The sequence below is a fragment of the Arenibacter antarcticus genome, assembly GCF_041320605.1.
GTDB classification, from domain to species: Bacteria; Bacteroidota; Bacteroidia; order Flavobacteriales; family Flavobacteriaceae; genus Arenibacter; species Arenibacter antarcticus.
Genome location: NZ_CP166679.1, coordinates 710786 through 731998, shown reverse-complemented (window position 1 = coordinate 731998; position 21213 = coordinate 710786). Strand labels below are relative to the sequence as shown.

Here is a 21213-nt window from a genome sequence, read left to right as displayed (position 1 = left end):
TTTTGTGTTGTGTTAAATACTATTTCAGTTTTACCCCACCCTAGCGGATGATAGGGGCTGTTAAACAGTGTTCCGGGATGCCAAATCCATCTACTAAGTTCTCAATGTGTGGGCGTAGTTCGGTACTTAACCGTTCAACTCTTTGGCGTATGGCCTTGGATTTCGTACTACCAATATATCCGTGTTCTAAATACCAGGTGGCATCTTCCCTTATTTCTTGAAGCGCAAACAATGCCCCTAGTTTTTTAAAGAGTTCCCTATTTTTTTGGTCTTCTATGCTGTCTGTATAACGCACAAAGGTGGTGTAGGCCAATTCGCAGCTGTAAGCCTTGCCTAATGCCAGTAAATGGCTCTGTACCTTTAAAAATGCCTGATAGGGAGGCACTCCACGTTTAATATAATCCTTTATCCGCATGGCTAGGGAATAAGTGAGTCTTCTGGTCCTATAGTCGAATGCGTGTTGATGAAATTTAGGGTTGTAAAGATGGTCCTTGTCCACCTTATTTGAATAGGCGGGATTTATGGCTACTAGTTTATCCTTTATCTGGGAACTAACCATTTTTAATACTGCCTTAAAACCACCACTGTTCAGTTCGCTATTAAAATTGGAAAGAATACCCTTGGCTGCCAATTGCAGTAATACGGTATTGTCTCCTTCAAAAGTGGTGAAGATGTCCACATCCGTCTTGAGGTCCGCAATCCTATTTTCCAAAAGATAGCCCTTACCGCCACAGGCTTCCCTGCATTCTTGAATGGTCTCATTGGCAAACCAAGTAATAACGGCTTTTAGAGCCGCTACCTGGGTTTCAACTTCTCGTTTATCGGTTATGGTATCATCGCTATACGTCTTCATCAGTGCTTCTAAGGTAACATGGTATACATAAGATTTGGCGATGGGAGGGGTTAATCTTAATTGATGGGAGGGATAATCCATGATTAAATCCTCCTGTATCTTAATGGAATCATTAAATTGGCGCCTTTTTAATGCGTATTTAACAGCAATAGCCAATGCCATTTTGGCTCCACCCAATGCGCCTTTTGCAACACATATTCTTCCTCCTACCAAAGTGCCCAACATTGTGAAAAATCGCTTATTTGGATTTTTTATAGCTGAATAATAACTCCCATCGGGTTTTATGTCCCCGTATTTATTCAATAGGTTTTCACGTGGCACCTGTACCTGATTAAACCATATTTTTCCATTATCAACACCGTTAAGCCCTAATTTATAACCACAGTCTTCTATTGTGACTCCTGGCATGAGGTTGTTATTTTCGTCTCTTAAGGGAACAAGAATGGCATGTACACCATGGTTCTTTCCCTTGACGATCAATTGGGCGAAAACGGTGGCCATGGACCCGTGCAGGGCATTGCCAATATATTCCTTGTTGTCGTTTTTCCCGGGGGTATGTATCGTAATAGCATCCGTTTCCCGAGTATAAGTGGCGGTTGTTTTAATCCCCCTAACATTGGATCCATGTCCGGTTTCCGTCATGGCAAAACATCCCAGTAATTTGGCTTCACCAATATTCTTTAAATATTGGTCGTGATGTTTTTTGGAGCCCAGTTTTTGTACACTACCTCCAAAAAGGCCAAATTGTACCCCAAATTTAATAGTGAGACTGCCGTCTACAAACATCAGATATTCAAAGATATTAGCGTATAAGGTCATATTGTTGATTCCTCCATATTCTTCGGGGTAGGCCATGGCCCCGTATCCCTTCTCACCTAAGTGCTGTACTTGGGTGAGTACCTTTTTCCTAAACCCATCAAGATCCCTGTTAACCTCCCAAGAAAAGTTAGGATGGGAGAGAAATTCCCCAAAATGTTCTAATTGTTGGTTGTGTTCACCCATTAGTATTTGGTGAATTTCTTTCCCACTATAGTAGTTCGAGGTTTTTTCCTTTTGAACTTCCACTTCAAATAAATGATTGTAGTGATTTGGTTGGATGCCTAGGTTGATTTCAATTTCAGATAATTTTTCGTTTATGCTTGGATCCCCTCCATTCAGGGAAGCTAGTTTTTTGCTAAACGAAGTCAGGGGGTAGGTGTCGCTTTCATTTAATTTTACGCCAGAATTGGAAATTATTTCTGCCCAATTTTTAATGACCTTCCATTTTGGAGGCGCTTCCTTATGGAGCCATGTATAAAGCAACTCACGCTCATCTTCGGATAGGGTAGGGTCGTTCTTAATGATGCGCCTAACCACCGCTACCTCCGAAACAGAGAGCAAGTCATCTGACCAAATAATAAAAAAGTAGGGAATATATTGAAGTATGCTTGATGAATAATTTGTCTTTTCCATGCCTTCAATGTACAAATTTTTTTGACTCCCTATAAGATAGTGCAAGGAGCGGAATTTTAATTTGGTATTGGTAAGTATATTCCAATAACGGGAGTAAATAACGGTATTTGCCAAATATAAGACTATGGAATAATTGAATGATCTCGCTTCATTTAGTTATGTTCCCCACCTTAAAATTACAATAGTAATTTTCCCTGATAACTAATCCGATTTCCATTATCTTTGGTGTATGAATGAGAATTTAGACCCCACGACGGATGGTTTTAGTCCCGAAGAATTAGATATTGACAGGGCCTTGCGTCCTGTTAGTTTTGATGATTTTACAGGTCAAGAACAGGTATTGGAAAATTTAAAGGTATTTGTGGAAGCGGCCAATCAGAGAAATGAGGCGCTAGATCATACATTGTTCCATGGCCCTCCGGGACTTGGTAAAACTACCCTTGCCCATATCTTGGCCAATGAACTGGGAGTTGGGATAAAAATCACTTCCGGTCCGGTCCTTGATAAACCAGGCGATTTGGCAGGATTGTTGACCAATCTTAATGAAAGAGATGTGCTCTTTATTGATGAGATTCATCGCTTAAGTCCCATTGTGGAGGAATACCTATACTCGGCCATGGAAGATTACAAGATAGATATTATGATCGAATCTGGTCCCAATGCCAGATCGGTTCAGATAAATCTAAATCCGTTTACACTTATCGGTGCCACCACAAGGTCTGGGTTGTTGACATCTCCCATGCGGGCACGATTTGGTATCCAAAGCAGATTGCAATATTATTCTACGGAATTGTTGTCTACCATTGTGGAGCGAAGTGCAGAAATACTAAAAGTTCCCATAAGCTTGGAGGCCGCTATAGAAATTGCTGGTCGGAGTAGGGGGACCCCTAGAATATGTAACGCCCTACTTAGACGGGTAAGGGATTTTGCCCAGATAAAGGGAAATGGAAGTATCGATATGGACATCTCCAAGTATAGTCTAAACGCATTGCATGTAGATGCTCACGGATTGGATGAAATGGACAATAAAATTCTGACCACAATAATCGATAAGTTTAAGGGAGGTCCCGTAGGTATTTCCACTCTGGCCACCGCAGTATCCGAAAGTGCGGAAACCATAGAGGAAGTTTATGAACCTTTCTTAATTCAGCAGGGGTTTATTATGCGTACCCCAAGGGGAAGGGAAGTAACGGAATTGGCCTATAAGCATTTGGGGAGAATTAAAGGCAGCATTCAGCCCGGACTCTTTTAACGCGTTAGGGCAAGTTGGACTAAAAACTTCCATAAACCTATATCCCTTGAAATAATGAACAATTTAAAATTGGTATCTAGGTTTCATGTCTTAAAAAATGCTCGTGGGATCCTGAAAAATCCATTACCTTTTCATCATATGAATTTTGAGGCCTATGGAGACCATTTCAAGATTAGGCTAAGCGGTAAGGAATCTGTCCTTTTTACCAGAAACCCTGGTCTTATTAAGCATATCTTGCAAAAGCAGCATAAGAAATTCCAAAAATCGCCCCTGCAAACGGTAGATCTCGCCAAATATGTGGGGCATGGTATTCTTACCTCTAATGGGGAGCATTGGCGAACACATAGGCGAATGGTGCAACCCGCGTTTCATAAGAAGAAACTGGAGAACCTAATAGAAGTAATGCGCAATGCAATTCTCTTTGAACTTGGTCATATAGTGACGGGAAGGGAGCAAAATGTATTTTCCCTAATGGGAGATCTGGCGTTTCAGGTGGTGGCAAAATCACTTTTCAGCAGTGCTGATATCAGGGATAAAATGTCACGACTAAAGTATATTACCGAGGCCAATCAACGTATGCTGATCAAGGAAATGCGACAGCCTTATCTTAAAGGGTGGTTTAAAATGAGTGGTCAAATCGATAAACACCTTGCCCTTGCTGCGGAATCTAAAACGCTACTCCGAGAAATCATTGAAGAAAGACGCGGTGCTTCCAGAGAAATGGACGATCTTTTGGATATGCTGTTAAAGGCCCGATACGAGGATGGTTCCCCTATGTCCGATGCCCAATTGGTAGATGAAGTATTGATTCTTTTTACAGCTGGGCATGAAACAACAGCTAATGCCTTAAGCTTTGCCCTATTTTTATTGGCGAAGCATCCGGAAATTCAAGAAGAAGTTCATCAGGAGGTGTCAACTGTGAAACTAAAATTTTCCGAAATAGGATTCACCCAATGGGGAAATATATTTCCTTTAGTAAAACAGTGTTTGGAGGAAGCTTTAAGGATGTATCCACCTGCCTATGTTATAGATAGGATTGCTCTTGAGGATGATACCTATGAGGGGATTGCCATTCCTAAGGATACGATGGTATTGATGTCTATCTATGAACTGCACCGATATGCGGAGTATTGGGAAAAACCGGACCAATTTATGCCCGGTCGTTTCAGAACGTTGGACAAAATGGAATATGGTGATTTTTACTATCCCTTTGGGGCTGGACCAAGAATGTGTGTGGGCAATAATTTTGCTATGGTTGAAATGATCATTGCTATCACCGAAATTATTAGGAAATACAAAATAACCACTACGATGGATGCTATAGAATTAAATCCACTGATATCCCTAAAGCCAAAGGGTGTAACTTTAATGTTTAAAGAACGATAGACTATTTTGAAAAACAGGGATCAGAATACCAAACTTATAAAAGAAGAAGCTAAACGCCTTGGTTTTTTGTCCTGCGGTATTTCAAAAGCTGAATTTTTGGAGGAAGAAGCGCCGAGATTAGAGAAATGGCTTCACAATAACATGAACGGCGAAATGCAGTACATGGAAAATCATTTTGACAAGCGTTTGGATCCGACCAAACTGGTAGAGGGGTCAAAATCGGTTATTTCCCTTTTGCTAAATTATTATCCGGAGGAGAAACAGGTTAAAGACAGTTATAAAATATCCAAATACGCGTACGGGCAGGATTACCACCACATTATAAAATCCAAGTTGCGAGAATTACAGGAATTTATTTCCGTGGAAATAGGAGAGGTCCACGGTAGGGCTTTTGTAGATTCGGCACCCGTATTGGATAAGGCCTGGGCTGCTAAAAGCGGATTGGGATGGATCGGCAAACACAGTAATCTGCTGACCCAACAAGTAGGTTCTTTTTATTTTATTGCGGAATTGATCGTAGATCTTGACTTGGAGTACGATGCTCGGGTAACCGATCATTGCGGAACCTGTACCGCTTGTTTGGATGCATGTCCTACAGAGGCCATTGTTGCCCCTTATGTGGTTGATGGTAGTAAATGTATCTCCTATTTTACCATCGAACTAAAAAATGAGCTTCCTACGGAATTCGAAGGAAAATTTGATGATTGGATGTTTGGTTGTGACGTTTGTCAGGATGTATGTCCATGGAACCGTTTTTCTAAACCCCATAGGGAACCTTTATTTAATCCTAAACCGGAAATGCTCTCCATGACCAAAAAGGATTGGGAAGAAATCACCGAGGATGTATTTAAAAAGGTGTTTCAAAAATCTGCTGTAAAACGCACCAAATTTTCTGGTCTAACAAGGAATATTGATTTTTTAAAGTAGTTTGTAGTACTAAGTATTGAGATGTGAGTATTGAGTCTCACTCGGACGGGCCCGAGACCGCGAACTATGTTTAACATGAGTTTAGGTATCTTTATGTAAATCAGGGTTTTGTGAAATTAATTAGAGGATCGTTTTGAGATTTCATCCTAAATAGACAACTTCATAAAAGCAGATATTATCCAAATAGGGTTGAACAATGCTTTATTTTGATGGACGTCAGTTGCTCTCTTATGACAAGACTATGATTTGATGGCTTATCATTTTTTAAATTCTTATAATTTGAAGAATACTGTTAACTTTGTTTTTCTAAATAGAACTCTATGAGCAAGCAAAGTACTAGACGTGAAGCATTGGTATATCATGCGAAACCCCAACCAGGTAAAATAAAAATTGTCCCAACAAAACCCTATTCTACCCAGCGCGATCTTGGGCTTGCCTATTCTCCTGGGGTTGCGGAACCCTGTTTGGAAATTGCTAAAAATAAGGATAACGTTTACAAATATACTGCCAAGGGAAATCTTGTGGCTGTAATTTCTAACGGTACTGCTGTATTAGGGCTCGGGAATATTGGTCCTGAGGCTTCCAAACCTGTAATGGAAGGGAAATGTCTACTGTTTAAGATTTTTGCAGATATAGACAGTATCGATATAGAATTGGATACAACAGACGTAGAAAAATTCATAGAGACCGTAAAAATTATTTCACCAACTTTTGGTGGGATCAACCTAGAGGATATTAAAGCTCCCGAAGCTTTTGAAATAGAACGAAGATTAAAGGAGGAGCTCGATATTCCGGTTATGCACGATGATCAGCATGGGACGGCAATAATTTCTGCGGCAGCCTTATTGAATGCGCTAAAACTTACCGGGAAAAAAATGGAAGAGGTGCGTATTGTAGTCAGTGGAGCAGGTGCTGCGGCAGTGTCCTGTACCCGTCTGTACAAAGCTTTTGGTGCGAGGGACAAAAATATAGTGATGTTGGATAGCAAAGGGGTAATCAGAAAGGATCGTCCAAACCTGACTGGTGAAAAGTTGGAATTTGCAACAGACCGACCAATTGAAACCCTGGAAGAAGCAATGGTAGATGCCGAGGTGTTTATAGGGCTATCCAAGGCAGATGTCCTGAGCGCGGAAATGCTATTGACCATGGCCAAAGATCCTATTGTATTCGCCATGTCCAACCCTAATCCGGAGATAGATTACGATTTAGCCATAAAAACAAGGAAAGATATTATCATGGCTACAGGAAGGTCTGATCATCCTAATCAAGTGAATAATGTACTTGGATTCCCGTTTATTTTTAGGGGAGCATTAGATGTTAGAGCAACGAAGATAAATGAAGCTATGAAAATGGCTGCGGTAAAGGCTTTGGCCGAACTCACTGAGGAATCGGTGCCCGAACAAGTGAACATTGCATACGGACTAACCAGACTTACCTTTGGAAGGGAGTATATAATTCCTAAACCTTTTGATCCCAGACTGATCTTGGAAATTCCACCAGCTGTGGCAAAGGCCGCCATGGATAGTGGGGTGGCAAAGGTGCCAATCCTGGATTGGGACAAATACAAAGAAGAGTTGTGGCAACGTTCTGGTAACGACAATAAAGTAGTTCGCTTATTGCACGACCGAGCCAGAATGGATCCCAAGAAAATTGTCTATGCGGAAGCTGATCATTTGGATGTTCTAAAAGCGGCGCAGATTGCCTATGAAGAGGGTATTGCGATCCCTATATTGTTGGGGAATAAAGCAGTAATCAACGAATTGAAAAAAGAGCTAGAATTTGATGCCGATATAGAGATAATAGACTCACACGCAGAAGAGACCGTTGAAAAGAGAAATAGCTATGCTGAAAAGTTTTTTGAAAACCGTCAGCGTAGTGGGGTAAGCCTTTATGGGGCAAAATTAAAAATGAGAGAGCGGAATTACTTTGGATCCATGATGGTTTTGAAAGGCGATGCAGACGGAATGATCTCTGGATATTCCCGAGCCTATCCCACAGTAGTAAAACCCGTTTTTGAAGTAATTGGAAGGGCTGCCAATGTAAAAAAAGTGTCCACTGTTAATATTATGATTACTGAAAGGGGCCCCATGTTCTTGGCGGATACCTCCATTAATATAGATCCTAATGCGGAAGAAATTGCGGAAATTGCCAGAATGACCGCCAATGTGGCCACCACCTTCGGATTTACCCCCGTTATGGCTTTGTTGTCCTATGCAAATTTTGGTTCTTCTACCCATCCTCATGCCGTCAAGGTGAGAGAAGCAGCACGGATATTACATGCCAACTATCCAGAATTGCAGGTAGATGGTGAGATTCAGACAGATTTCGCCCTTAATAAAGAATTGCACCAAGGGAAATTTCCATTTTCAAAAATAGCCGGGAAAAAAGTAAATACTTTGATCTTCCCGAACTTGGAATCGGCAAATATCACCTATAAACTCCTAAAAGAATTAAATCAATCCGATTCCATTGGCCCCATTATGGTGGGACTAAGGAGATCGGTACATATCCTTCAATTGGGGGCCAGTGTAGATGAGATGGTGAATATGACGGCAGTTGCGGTAATAGATGCCCAAGAAAGGGAAAAGAGGAAAAAGGCCAAAATAGCAAAAATGTAATTTATCTGTGGATGGATTACCGCTATATTCCTAAGTATAAGAGTTGGTGGTATGGAGGTCCCTATATTGCATTTTCTTAGGTAGCCTTAATTTTAAAATCAATACAAAACCAATAACTGATCAATGATTACCCACTTACGAGGAAAACTAGTAGAAAAAAATCCGACCCATCTGGTCATAGAATGTGCAGGGGTAGGGTATTTTGTTAATATTTCACTACATACCTTTTCCAAAATTGCGGAGACGGAGAATGTACAGGTCTATACCCATTTACAAGTGAAGGAGGATTCCCATAGTTTGTTCGGTTTTTCGGAAAAATCGGAGCGGGAGATTTTCAGATTATTGTTGTCCGTTTCGGGGATCGGGGCCAGTACCGCAAGGACCATGTTATCCTCTTTAACACCCTCACAGATTAGGGATGCCATTGCTACGGGCGATGCCCTAACCATACAGGGGATTAAAGGGATTGGTACCAAGACTGCGCAGCGGGTGATTTTGGACCTAAAGGATAAGATTCTGAAAATTTATGATATTGATGAACTTTCAGTTCCTTCAAGCAATACAGATAAAGATGAAGCGTTATCTGCATTAGAGGTTCTTGGTTTTGTTCGAAAGCAAGCTGAAAAAGTGGTGGACAAAGTTGTAGGTCAAGATCCCGGACTAAGCGTGGAGGATATTATAAAATTGGCGCTTAAAAATTTATAGCAAGATTGAAAAAAGGGGCATCACTTTATCTTAAATCACTATTAAGATATTTTTTTCTATACGTATTTTTTCTTCTGGCGAGCATCAATGCTTTCGCCCAGGAGATTGAAGGTGAGGAAGTGAATACCCAAGAATTAGATACGATAAAGACTGGTGTAGCCTTGGGAAAGATGGTCATGGAAAATCCAGACAGCATCGTTTCTAAATATACCTATGACCCTCAGATGGATCGCTATATTTACTCGGTTAGTATAGGCGATTTTGATATTAGTTATCCCATTATTCTTTCGCCCGAGCAGTATATGGAATTGGCCCGCCGAGAAGGGATGAAATCCTATTTTAAGGAGAAAATAGATGCCTATTCTGGGAAAAAAGAAGGTAGTGTGGAGGCTCGGAAAAATTTACTTCCCAATTTTTATGTGAACAACAGTTTTTTTGAAAGTGTTTTTGGAGGTAATACCATAGAGGTTGTCCCTCAGGGTTCTGTTGCAATGGACTTGGGAGTTATTTGGCAGAAAAATGACAACCCCTCCCTATCTCCTAGAAATCGCACTAATTTATCGTTCGACTTTGATCAACGGATCAGCCTAAGTATGTTGGGTAAGATCGGAGAAAGATTACAGGTTACCGCTAACTATGACACTGAGGCCACCTTCGATTTCCAAAATCTTGTTAAGTTGGATTATACCCCATCAGAGGATGATATCCTTCAGAAAATTGAAGTAGGTAACGTAAGTATGCCACTAAACAGTTCTTTAATTACTGGGGCTCAAAGTTTGTTTGGGGTAAAGACCCAACTTCAATTTGGAAAAACAACCGTAACCGGTGTATTCTCGGAACAACGCTCTCAGAGTAATACCGTGGTAGCCCAGGGAGGGGGAGCGGTTAACGATTTTGAGTTGAGGGCACAAGATTACGACGCTGATAAGCACTTTTTTTTAGCACATTATTTTAGGGATAATTATGATGATGCCCTAGCAAACTACCCTTATATCCGTAGTCAAGTTCAGATTACCAGGCTAGAGGTTTGGGTCACTAATAGAAGTCAGCAAACCTTGAATATACGTAATGTGGTCGCAATTCAGGATTTAGGTGAGGCGGAAAGCGAAAAAACGAGAATTGGACAGAATAGCGGAGACCCTGTGGGTTTCTTTAATCCCTCAGGAGCAGGGAATTTACCTAGGAATACAGCCAACGACTACGACCCTGCACTTATTGGGTCTGGCGGGGCACTAAATAGAAACATTAGGGACATAGCTACCGTACAGAGTGGTTTTGTCGTTCCAGGTTATACGGTAAATCAAGGTTTTGATTATGCTATTTTAGAAAACGCTAGGAAACTGGAACAGGGAAGGGATTTTAACTTTAACGGACAATTAGGGTACATTTCCCTAAACCAACGGTTGAGTAACGATGAAGTGTTGGGAGTAGCTTTCCAGTACACCTATAACGGACAAGTATATCAGGTAGGGGAATTTGCTAATGGCGGATTGGATGCTACTACGGTATCGCCAGGAGCGGAAATCCCTGTAAATAACAATACACTGATTCTTAAATTACTAAAAAGTAATATTACCAATGTGGTAGACCCAGTTTGGGACCTTATGATGAAGAATATTTATGCCACTGGTGCATATCAATTAAGTCAGGAGGACTTTAAATTTAATATTCTTTACAACGAAACCACGCCGAGGAATTATATCACTCCCGTAGAGTCGGGTCCTGGTAGTGGCTGGCCAAGTACTCCAAAAACTTTGGAAGAGCGTATATTGCTAGACGTGTTTAATCTGGACCGCTTAAATAACTATAATGATGTTCAGTCTGGAGGAGATGGGTTTTTTGATTACGTTCCTGGAATTACCATAGACCCACAGACGGGAAGCATTATTTTCACCAAGGTAGAGCCGTTTGGAGAGTTTTTATTCAACCTACTAGGTGGCGGTACCTATGATGTACAAGATGATCAGGGGTACAATGCCAATCAAAAGAAATATGTATTTAGAAATATGTATGCCTTGCCTACCGCAGCGGCCCAACAAGATGCCGATAAAAATAAATTCATCCTAAAAGGGAGGTACAAATCCCAGGGTATCAATGGCATCCCCATAGGAGCTTTCAATGTGCCGCGTGGATCTGTCAGGGTAACTGCAGGCGGGCGTCAACTACAGGAGGGGATAGACTATACTGTGAACTATCAAGCAGGGACGGTGCAGATTTTAGATCCCAGTCTGGAAGCTTCCAATACCCCCATTAATATTTCAGTGGAAAACAATGCCGTTTTCGGACAACAGACTAGACGTTTTGCCGGGGTTAATGTAGAACATCAGTTCAGTAAAAATTTTATTTTGGGCGGTACTATGTTAAACCTTAACGAAAGACCGTTGACACAGAAATCCAACTACGGCGTAGAACCAGTGAATAATACGATCTTTGGTTTAAATGGAAACTTCTCCACAGAAGTTCCATTTCTAACACGCTTGGTGAATAAATTGCCCAATATTGATACGGATGTTGCTTCCAATTTATCGCTTCGTGGCGATGTGGCGTTTTTAAAACCTAATTCTCCTAAAAATGCCGATTTTCAGGGCGAAACCACAACTTATTTGGACGACTTTGAAGGGGCGCAGTCACTTATTGATATCCGCTCCTTCCTAGGTTGGTCGCTTGCCAGTCCGCCAATGGAATATTTGGCAGCAAATAACAGCTTAGAATCGGGATTTGGGAGGGCAAAATTAGCCTGGTATACCATTGATCCAATTTTCTATTCCAATCAAAGACCTTCCGCCATTAGGGACGATGATATTTCTACCAACGAGACTAGACGTATCTACATTCAGGATGTATTTAATCAAGATGTAGCCCAAGGGCAGACCTTGGCCCAGAACACCTTAGATTTAGCTTACTATCCACAATTAAAAGGACCCTATAACGCAAATACCAGTTTTCAAACGGAACAACCTCAAGACAAATGGGCGGGAATAATGCGCTCCCTAAGCAGTACCGATTTTGAGCAGTCTAATGTGGAGTACGTACAATTTTGGGTGTTGGATCCTTATGTTGACGGTGTCTCAACCAGTGCTGGGGACCTTGTGATTAATCTTGGGAATATCTCCGAGGATATCTTACCAGATGGGAGAAAACAATATGAAAATGGATTGCCGATAAATCCCGAATCCAATGACCTTACCTATAAAACAGCATGGGGAAAAGTTCCTGCAACACAATCTTTGATATATGCCTTTGATGCGGACGAAAACAATCGGAAGAACCAGGATGTAGGTTTTGATGGATTAAATGATGAAGAGGAAGCTACCTATGTTTTTGAGGGCGGCCTCTCCTATAATGGTCCCCCAGAAGATCCGGCTTTGGACAATTATGAATATTTTCTGAACAGGGAAGGGAGTATCCTAGAGCGCTATCTAAATTTTAATAACCCAGAGGGGAACTCTCCCGTGCAATTGAGCAATCAGAATAGGGGGTCTACTACCTTGCCCGATGTAGAGGATATTAACAGAGATGGTACCATGAATACGGTAAATAGCTATTTCGAATATCGTATCAATATGAAGCCGGGAACCACCATCAACGATAAATATGTCACAGATATTAAAGAAGGAGTCACCCGGTCTTTGCCCAATGGCAATACTCTGAACGAACGTTGGATACAATATAAAATTCCATTGAGCGATTTTACTGATGCTAAGGGAGGGATAAGCGACTTTAGGTCCATTAGTTTTATGCGGATGTACCTTACCGGTTTCTCTAGTGATGTGCTTTTGCGTTTTGCGACCTTGGATTTGGTGCGTGGCGACTGGCGAACCTATACCAGATCCTTACAGCCCGATGTAGATTCCGATCCATCGGACGATGGAACTTTGGTAGATGTTAATGCCGTTAATATTGAGGAAAATGCAAATAGGTCACCCATTCCCTATGTGTTGCCTCCAGGGGTAGAGCGGGAGCGCTTAAACAATAATAATTCCATCATCAGGCAAAATGAGCAGTCCCTCTCCTTTGTGGTAGATAATTTGGAGTCCAAGGACTCTAGGGGTGTTTTTAAAAATGTAAATATTGATATAAGACAGTATACTCGATTAAAAATGTTTATGCATGCAGAGGAGAAAGTGGAATCTGATTATGCCGATGACGAACATCCCTTGGTTGGATTTTTAAGGATTGGATCCGATTTTTCCCAAAACTTTTATCAAATAGAGCTACCGTTAAAATTCACGTCTTTTGGAGCTAATTCTACGGACGAAATATGGCCCGATGTAAACCAACTGGACCTATCCTTGGACGATCTTTCAAAAGTAAAATCCGCAGGCATCACCTCCCAAAGTCTCAATACCGTAAATTATTACGAAATACAGGATGGGGTAGCGGTACAGGTAAATGAATTTGATCCAAGAACATTAGGAAAAATACGGATCGGGATTAAAGGAAACCCTTCATTGGGAAGTATCCGTAGTATGATGGTCGGGATTAAGAATGATGATGATCTTCCGGCAAGAGGTGAAGTATGGTTTAACGAGCTTCGTTTAGCAGGGTTGGATAACAATGGAGGATGGGCGGCCATTGCTGCAGTGGACATGAATCTGGCAGATTTCGCCAGTTTATCCGCTTCCGGCAGTAAAAGCACCTCCGGATTTGGGGCCCTAGACCAAATGCCCAATGAACGTGCCAGAGAAGATGCTATTTCCTACGACATGGTCACTAATATAAATTTCGGCCAATTGTTCCCAAAACCATGGGGAATTCAATTGCCCTTTAATTATGGCATATCAGAACAGGTGATTACGCCCGAGTTTGATCCGGTCTACGATGATCTTCAATTGAGTGATCGTATTTCAGTAGCAGAAACTGTAGAGGATGCCGAAGCTATTAGACAGCAAGGGGAAGATTATACTAAAAGGACCAGTATTAATTTTATTGGTGTTAGAAAGGATAGGTCGGCGGAGGCTGAGGCTAATTTCTATGATGTGGAGAATTTCACCTTTAATTATTCCTATAACGAAGTTAGCCATCGGGATTTTGAGATTGCTGAACTGCAAGACCAGAACGTGGTGACAGGTTTTGTGTACAACCATAATTTTAAACCGTTTTCAGTAGAACCTTTTGCTAAAAAGGACTCCCTTTTTACGGCCAAGTATTGGAAATGGCTAAAAGATTTAAATATCAATGTCCTGCCGGCAAGTGTATCCCTTCAATCAAACTTTAACAGGGCTTTTAATCAGCAGAAATTTAGGGATGTTTTTGAGCCTGGGGTAGAAAAGCTCGAATTGCCATTTCTGCAACAAAGAAACTACTTGTTTAACTGGCAGTATGCCATTAATTACAGTCTTACGAAATCACTGCGATTAAACCTTACCGCATCCAACAACAATATTGTAAGAAATTATTTTGCGCAGGATGGTAATTCAGATTCCGGTATTGATCCGGTATTGGGGCTTTGGGATGGGTTTTTTGATCTTGGTGAGCCCAACAGACATTCCCAGGAAATGCAATTGAACTATGAACTTCCATTGAGTAAAATACCTGCTCTCGATTTTATAAGTGCCCAATACAGTTATACTAGTAACTTTGATTGGCAACGTGGGGGCGATGCCGTACGTGAGGTGGCTGGAGAGGATATTAATACCGTCCAAAATGCGAATACCCATAATTTGACCACCTCCCTGTCCATGCAGAAATTCTATGATTTCCTTGGATTGGGAAGAAAAAACACCAGAGTTCCCGCTAAAAGACCAATGCGTTTGGATAAGGCTGGTAATGCACCAAATCAAGGAAAAGAAGATACTAAGAAATCTAGCGGAGCCGGTTATAACGCTTTTGTAGATGTGCTTACCATGGTGAAGCGTGTCAATATTACTTATAGTGAAAATAATGGAAAAGTCTTACCGGGATATACTAAATCGGTCGGATTTATAGGGACGGCTAAACCTACTATAGGCTTTGTATTTGGAAGTCAGGCAGACGTGCGTTATGAGGCCGCCAGAAATGGATGGCTGACCACCTTTCCGGAGTTTAGCCAACAATATATTGAGAATACTAATAAGCAATTGAATATAACGGCAACGGCTCAGCCTATGCGAGACCTTACTATAGATTTGGTGGCCGACAGGCAGTATTCCGATAGTTATAAAGAAAGTTTTAATGTTGCTGATCTTGGGAATGACGCCTTCGAGTATATAAATTTATTAGGGAACAATTTTGGAAATTACAGTATTTCTACCATGATGATTGGTACTGTATTCAATACAAGTGACCAGTTTGGTTCCGCTAATTTTGATTCTTTTAAGGAAAACCGACTTGCCGTAGCCAATAGGATTGTGGCCGAACGAAATCAGGATACTGGTGTGGTGGATAGCGATGGATTTCCAGAGCGATATGGAAAAACAAGTCAAGATGTACTGCTCCCGGCATTTTTCGCAGCCTATACGGGTCAAGATGCCGGTAAGGTGAGCCTAAGTGCCTTTAGGAATATTCCGATCCCAAATTGGAATATTAAGTATACGGGACTGATGCGCAATTCTTGGTTTAAGGAAAAGTTTAAGCGATTCTCCTTGGGCCATGGGTACCGATCTGCCTATAGTATCAATTCTTTTCAGACCAATCTGGAGCGTACCCAAATGGTAAATGACGGTCTGGAACCTATAAATTCTGAAAATCAAGATTTCTTACCACAGTCCATTATGAGCAATGTGGTGCTGACGGATCAATTTAATCCGTTGGTGAAAGTCGATTTTGAAATGCGGAATTCCATGAGTGTTCTTGCTGAAATCAGAACCGATAGGGCGTTGGCCCTAAGTTTTGACAACAATCTAATGACGGAGATTAATGGTAAGGAATATACGGTTGGTTTAGGGTATAGGTTTAAGGATGTGCAATTTGTCACTAATATCGGTGGGGATCAACAACGTTTAAAGGGCGACCTAAATCTAAAGGCAGATGTGACGCTAAGGGACGATGTTACCATTATCAGAAATTTAGAGATCGATAACAACCAGATTACATCGGGTAAAAATATTATGTCTTTTAAATTTAGGGCAGATTATGCCTTGAGTAAAAGTTTAAATGCGCTTTTCTTTTACGATCATTCCTTTTCTAAGTTTGCCGTTTCTACCGCTTTTCCCCAAACCTCCATTAATACCGGGTTTACCTTGGTGTATAATTTCGGGAATTAGGTTTTGGTTCTTGGCTATTTGGAGGAAAGAGAGCTTTCCGGTATAATATCCTAATTAAATGATAAAGTTTAAATCCTGTTCTTTGATTTGCAAAGGATAATCTTTTACATTTGTTTTTTTTAACCAATAGAAATAATGAATATACCTTCAGATTTAAAATACACCAAAGACCACGAGTGGATAAAAATAGATGGTGATGTTGCTACAGTAGGAATAACTGATTTTGCACAAGGAGAGCTTGGCGATATCGTATACGTTGAGGTGGAGACCTTGGACGAGACCTTGGATAAGGATGAGGTTTTTGGAACAGTGGAAGCAGTGAAAACTGTATCTGACCTATTTCTTCCCTTAAGTGGGGAAATTATTGCCTTTAATGAAGCCTTGGAAGATGAACCCGAAAAGGTAAATAGTGATCCGTATGGCGAAGGCTGGATTATAAAGATTAAATTAAGTGATACTTCCGAAATAGAGGGATTAATGGCAGATACGGAATACAAAGAATTAGTGGGTGCTTAAAAAATATTTCTTTACAATTGCATTTATAAGCTGGATAGTGTTGATTACACTACTCAGCTTGTATTCATTTAGCGGAAGTGATGTTCTTCCGTCCATAAGAATTCCGCATATGGACAAATTGGTGCATTTTTCGTTTTACTTTGGAGCCACGGTACTTGGGATAATGTGCATTTGGGAAAGGAAAAATGGACGTATTACGTTGCAAGGAACAATTTTAAGGGTCGTTGGATTTGCAATATTATATGGCATAATTATTGAAGTGCTACAAGCAAGGTTTACTACGTACCGCCACGGTGATATTTGGGACGTCTTGGCAAATAGTGTTGGCGCCTTGTTGGGTGGTCTTGTGATAAAATTATTTTTTTCGGGGAATACCCCGATGAAATGGAGAGATTAATATATTTTTGAATATCTTGTGAAGGGTTTCTGAGAAAAAAAGCGGTAAATCTTAGCGATATTTGAACGAAAACAGTACTTGGACATTATTTAATTGTGCATGGTGAATATGCTAGATGGTTATTAGCCAGTAGACTTGGAACTCCCGAAGGGGACATTTAAAATTTTTTATGCTATTTTTTGGAGAAAAATTTTAAACAGATGAAATAAATATATAAATTAGCGAACATTAAATTTAACAATTATGGAACTTAAAAAGAATCCTAAGGCGGATTTAACAAGGAATAGCGGACTTTTTTTCGTTATTGGTTTGGTGGTGGTAATGGCATTGATATACGTAGCGTTTGAATGGAAAACCTATGATGATAGTGGCAATTTTGACTATACCATGAACGTAGAGGATACTTTGGATGAAGAAGTTCCTATGACCGAGCAGTTAAAAACCCCACCACCCCCACCACCTCCAGCAGCACCTGAAATTATTGAGGTTGTTGAAGATGAGGTAGAGGTTGAGGAAACAGTGATAGAATCTACAGAAACCAGTCAAGAAGAAGAGGTGATAGAAGTTGCCGACGTTGAGGTTGAAGAAGTGGAAGAAGATTTGGATATTCCTTTTGCCGTTATTGAGGATGTTCCTGTATTCCCAGGTTGTGAAAACGAAAAAGATAAGAGAGCTTGTTTTAACTCCATGATGCAAAAGCATATCAGTAAAAACTTCCGTTACCCAGAAATTGCTCAAGAAATGGGTGTTCAAGGTAGGGTAAACATAATGTTCGTTATACAAAAGGACGGAAGTATCGGAAATGTAAGGATGAGAGGTCCTGATAAAAACCTAGAAGAAGAAGCAGCGCGGATTATTGGTAAATTACCAAAAATGATCCCTGGAAAGCAAAGAGGTAGGGCGGTACGTGTACCATTTAGTATTCCAATTACCTTTAAGTTGCAGTAATATAGTTTTAAAAAATACAGTTAAAATCCCAGGCTTCGGTCTGGGATTTTTTGTTTTTGATGATTTTTTGAATGCGAGAATTTATCGTAGGCCTGTAAAATTTGTTTAGTGGTATTCCTGGTGCTATAGTCTTTGCTGTAACTTCAACGTCTTATTTTCTTTATTTCTTTTCGGTAACTTTTTTGCCGAATATGGCCTCGTGACGACTGATAATTGTTTGCTGAGTGATCTCAATACTTAATCCTCAGTGCTCTATACTGCCTTCGATAATAAACCTTCTCATTTGGTTGCAAAAAAAAAATAGGCAGTGTATCTTTGCGCTCTTATTTAAAAAGGGTTGATAAAGACGGCGGTTAATTCAGTAAAAAGCGATTCATTTGCAGTGTATTTTTCTGATTTTAAAGAAATTACAAAGGCAAGGCTTGCTATCAGCGTGGTGTTCTCTTCCGTCGCTGGATATTTTTTAGGTGCCGTTGAGGTAAATTATACTTCCGTTTTGCTATTGGCATTTGGTGGATATTGTATGGTGGGTGCTTCTAATGCATATAATCAGGTGATAGAAAAAGACCTGGATGCTTTAATGGATCGCACCAAGAATAGACCAATTCCAGCAGGTAGAATGTCTGTGACAACGGCTATGACTATAGCGGTGTCCCTTACTATTATGGGGATTGTGGCCTTGTATTTCTTAAATCCTAAAACCGCCATGTTTGGCGCTATTTCCATTTTTTTGTATACGAGTGTATATACCCCGTTAAAGACAAAAACGCCCTTAGCGGTCTTTGTTGGTGCATTTCCAGGTGCTATTCCCTTTATGTTGGGGTGGGTTGCGGCAACAGATCATTTTGGAATAGAGCCCGGGACTCTGTTTATGATCCAATTCTTTTGGCAATTTCCACATTTTTGGGCCTTGGGATGGATGCTGGACGATGATTATAAAAAAGGTGGTTTTAAAATGTTGCCTACAGGAAAGAAAGATAGGGGAACTGCTTTGCAAATTATTATGTATACCCTTTGGATGATAATCATATCTATTATTCCGGTATTTGGATTCACGGGAAGGTTGCAGCTTTCTATTGTGGCAGCAATAGTAATATTCTTGATGGGATTGGTGATGCTGTTTTTTGCATTCCGATTGTATGAAAGAAGAGATAATGGCTCAGCTCGTAAATTAATGTTGGCTAGTGTTAGTTATATCACCTTAATGCAGTTGGTATACGTAATTGATAAATTTATTTAATACAGATGGACTTAACTCAAGGTACTAAGAAGGAGAAGAACGAAAGGGCGAAGAAGATGATGCTTTGGTTTGGGATTGTAAGCTTAATCATGGGGTTTGCTGGTTGGACAAGCGCATATATTGTTAGTAGTTCGCGTGAAGATTGGGCAGACAATGTTGCACTCCCTTCCTCGTTTTTGGCAAGTACTATAGTAATTATTATAAGTAGTTTTACCTATTGGTTGGCTAAAAAGGCTATTGCAAACGACAGCCATAAGCAATGTGCCAATTGGCTGCTGCTTACCTTGGGTCTAGGTATCGCATTTGTGATATTACAGTTCAATGGGTTTTCCCAGATGATAGCAGACGGGTACTATTTTACAGGACCTACTAGTAGTATTAAAATGTCCTACGTGTTTTTGATCGCAGCGGTGCATATTGTGCATGTTGTAGCCGGACTTATCAGCCTTTTAGTGGTTATTTCAAACCATTTTAAGAAAAAGTACTCCTCCAAAGAAATGCTAGGTTTGGAGTTAGGAGCAACTTTTTGGCATTTTCTAGATATTCTTTGGGTATATTTGATCTTGTTTATGTATTTCGTTAAATAGGGGTTAGCTATATTTTTAGCTGGATGAACCGTATTCTTAAGGTGCTTATTTAGAATGTGTTTTTTTAACCATTTTTAAATAGCAAAAATTTGGTTTAGCCGAAAAAAATGTAAATTTGTGAAAATTTTATTAACAGATAATTTTATATGGATTCTACGGTTACTACGGGCACAGAAGAAAACGTTTGGGGTGGAGGGAACAAACCATTAGGTGCCAGTTATGGCAAAATGATGATGTGGTTCTTTATTGTTTCTGATTCCTTGACTTTTGCAGGCTTTCTAGCTTCATACGGTTTTACAAGATTTAAGTTTATTGAAACATGGCCAATTGCCGATGAGGTGTTTACCCACGTTCCCTTTTTTCACGGTAACTATCCTATGTATTACGTAGCGTTCATGACCTTTGTTTTAATCATGTCCTCAGTTACTATGGTGTTGGCAGTGGATGCCGGGCATCATATGCAGAAAAAGAAAGTAACCATGTATATGTTCCTAACGGTTATTGGTGGACTAATATTTGTTGGTTCACAAGGATGGGAATGGGCTACTTTTATAAAAGGAGATTACGGTGCTCTTGAAACCAAAGGGGGACGAATTATTCAATTCCAAGCTGCAGATACTGGTGAGCGAGTGGCGCTAAAAGACTTTGCTAAAACCCTGCCCGGAGAACGTGTGGATCACGAACGTAAGAACGGAGTTTGGTATTATAAAGGAGATGCCTTGCCAAGTTATTCTTTAAACGAGGTTATAGAAGGTGTAAAAACTAATCCCAATATTGTTGTACGTACAGAGCAGTTGACGGAAAAGGGAGAGAAAACAGTATTGTCTAGGGATGATAGTGTTAAGAAGTTGGACGAAGCAGTGATGGTGGTAGAAGGTGCAAATCTTATCCATAATGAATACGGGAATAGGCTCTTCGCCGATTTATTTTTCTTTATTACTGGTTTCCACGGTTTCCACGTTAGTGTTGGTATTTTGCTTAACATCATTGTTTTCTTTAATGTGTTGTTGGGTACCTACGAAAAGCGCGGCCATTATGAAATGGTGGAAAAAGTGGGACTCTATTGGCACTTTGTGGATTTAGTGTGGGTATTCGTATTTACCTTCTTCTATTTGGTGTAATTAATCAATAATTCTATTTATTTGTCT

At 40.4% G+C, this 21213-nt stretch carries 13 protein-coding genes; 12 read left to right on the top strand and 1 reads right to left on the bottom strand.

Annotated features, from left to right (window positions below; genetic code table 11):
* Positions 1–40: 40 nt before the first annotated feature.
* Positions 41–2305 (bottom strand): acyl-CoA dehydrogenase, encoded by a 2265-nt coding sequence (locus KCTC52924_RS03100; protein WP_251808888.1) that lies wholly within the window; start codon positions 2303–2305, stop codon positions 41–43.
* A 229-nt stretch (positions 2306–2534) separates the two neighbouring features.
* Between KCTC52924_RS03100 and ruvB the strand changes: the two genes are divergently transcribed.
* From ruvB to KCTC52924_RS03040, 12 genes are all read left to right on the top strand, one after another.
* Entirely contained in the window at positions 2535–3557 is a 1023-nt protein-coding gene (gene ruvB / locus KCTC52924_RS03095; protein ID WP_251808889.1) for a Holliday junction branch migration DNA helicase RuvB, read from the top strand.
* Positions 3558–3611: 54 nt separating this feature from the next.
* The gene (locus KCTC52924_RS03090; protein ID WP_251808890.1) at positions 3612–4943 is read left to right on the top strand and encodes a cytochrome P450; all 1332 of its coding nucleotides are present in this window, start codon (positions 3612–3614) and stop codon (positions 4941–4943) included.
* 6 nt (positions 4944–4949) lie between these two features.
* Positions 4950–5870 (top strand): tRNA epoxyqueuosine(34) reductase QueG, encoded by a 921-nt coding sequence (gene queG, locus KCTC52924_RS03085; protein WP_251808891.1) that lies wholly within the window; start codon positions 4950–4952, stop codon positions 5868–5870.
* Positions 5871–6190: 320 nt separating this feature from the next.
* Positions 6191–8488, top strand: a complete 2298-nt coding sequence (locus KCTC52924_RS03080) for an NADP-dependent malic enzyme (protein WP_251808892.1) — start codon at positions 6191–6193, stop codon at positions 8486–8488.
* Between the two features lie 123 nt (positions 8489–8611).
* Positions 8612–9193, top strand: a complete 582-nt coding sequence (gene ruvA, locus KCTC52924_RS03075) for a Holliday junction branch migration protein RuvA (protein ID WP_251808893.1) — start codon at positions 8612–8614, stop codon at positions 9191–9193.
* A gap of 5 nt (positions 9194–9198) precedes the next feature.
* Entirely contained in the window at positions 9199–16377 is a 7179-nt protein-coding gene (gene sprA / locus KCTC52924_RS03070; RefSeq protein ID WP_251808894.1) for a cell surface protein SprA, read from the top strand.
* A gap of 135 nt (positions 16378–16512) precedes the next feature.
* On the top strand, positions 16513–16893 hold the full coding sequence (gene gcvH / locus KCTC52924_RS03065) for a glycine cleavage system protein GcvH (protein ID WP_251808895.1): 381 nt from the start codon (positions 16513–16515) through the stop codon (positions 16891–16893).
* 58 nt (positions 16894–16951) lie between these two features.
* Positions 16952–17290: a VanZ family protein gene (locus KCTC52924_RS03060; RefSeq protein ID WP_370671503.1), complete on the top strand. Its 339-nt coding sequence runs from the start codon at positions 16952–16954 to the stop codon at positions 17288–17290.
* 243 nt (positions 17291–17533) lie between these two features.
* Positions 17534–18238, top strand: coding sequence for an energy transducer TonB (locus KCTC52924_RS03055; protein ID WP_251808897.1), 705 nt, complete (start codon positions 17534–17536; stop codon positions 18236–18238).
* A gap of 340 nt (positions 18239–18578) precedes the next feature.
* Entirely contained in the window at positions 18579–19478 is a 900-nt protein-coding gene (cyoE, locus tag KCTC52924_RS03050; protein WP_251808964.1) for a heme o synthase, read from the top strand.
* Positions 19479–19483: 5 nt separating this feature from the next.
* Positions 19484–20065 carry a cytochrome c oxidase subunit 3 gene (locus KCTC52924_RS03045; RefSeq protein WP_251808898.1) on the top strand — a complete coding sequence of 194 codons (582 nt, stop codon included), beginning with the start codon at positions 19484–19486 and terminating at the stop codon, positions 20063–20065.
* Between the two features lie 146 nt (positions 20066–20211).
* The gene (locus tag KCTC52924_RS03040) at positions 20212–21186 is read left to right on the top strand and encodes a cytochrome c oxidase subunit 3 (protein ID WP_251808899.1); all 975 of its coding nucleotides are present in this window, start codon (positions 20212–20214) and stop codon (positions 21184–21186) included.
* The last annotated feature ends 27 nt before the right edge of the window (positions 21187–21213 follow it).

Bases quoted from the DNA above. Each gene is read 5' to 3' on its own strand.
- ruvB (WP_251808889.1), top strand. From the start codon at position 2,535: ATGAATGAGAATTTAGACCCCACGACGGATGGTTTTAGTCCCGAAGAA.
- KCTC52924_RS03090 (WP_251808890.1), top strand. From the start codon at position 3,612: ATGAACAATTTAAAATTGGTATCTAGGTTTCATGTCTTAAAAAATGCT.
- KCTC52924_RS03040 (WP_251808899.1), top strand. From the start codon at position 20,212: ATGGATTCTACGGTTACTACGGGCACAGAAGAAAACGTTTGGGGTGGA.
- ruvA (WP_251808893.1), top strand. From the start codon at position 8,612: ATGATTACCCACTTACGAGGAAAACTAGTAGAAAAAAATCCGACCCAT.
- KCTC52924_RS03100 (WP_251808888.1), bottom strand. From the start codon at position 2,305: ATGGAAAAGACAAATTATTCATCAAGCATACTTCAATATATTCCCTAC.
- KCTC52924_RS03045 (WP_251808898.1), top strand. From the start codon at position 19,484: ATGGACTTAACTCAAGGTACTAAGAAGGAGAAGAACGAAAGGGCGAAG.
- KCTC52924_RS03055 (WP_251808897.1), top strand. From the start codon at position 17,534: ATGGAACTTAAAAAGAATCCTAAGGCGGATTTAACAAGGAATAGCGGA.
- KCTC52924_RS03080 (WP_251808892.1), top strand. From the start codon at position 6,191: ATGAGCAAGCAAAGTACTAGACGTGAAGCATTGGTATATCATGCGAAA.
- gcvH (WP_251808895.1), top strand. From the start codon at position 16,513: ATGAATATACCTTCAGATTTAAAATACACCAAAGACCACGAGTGGATA.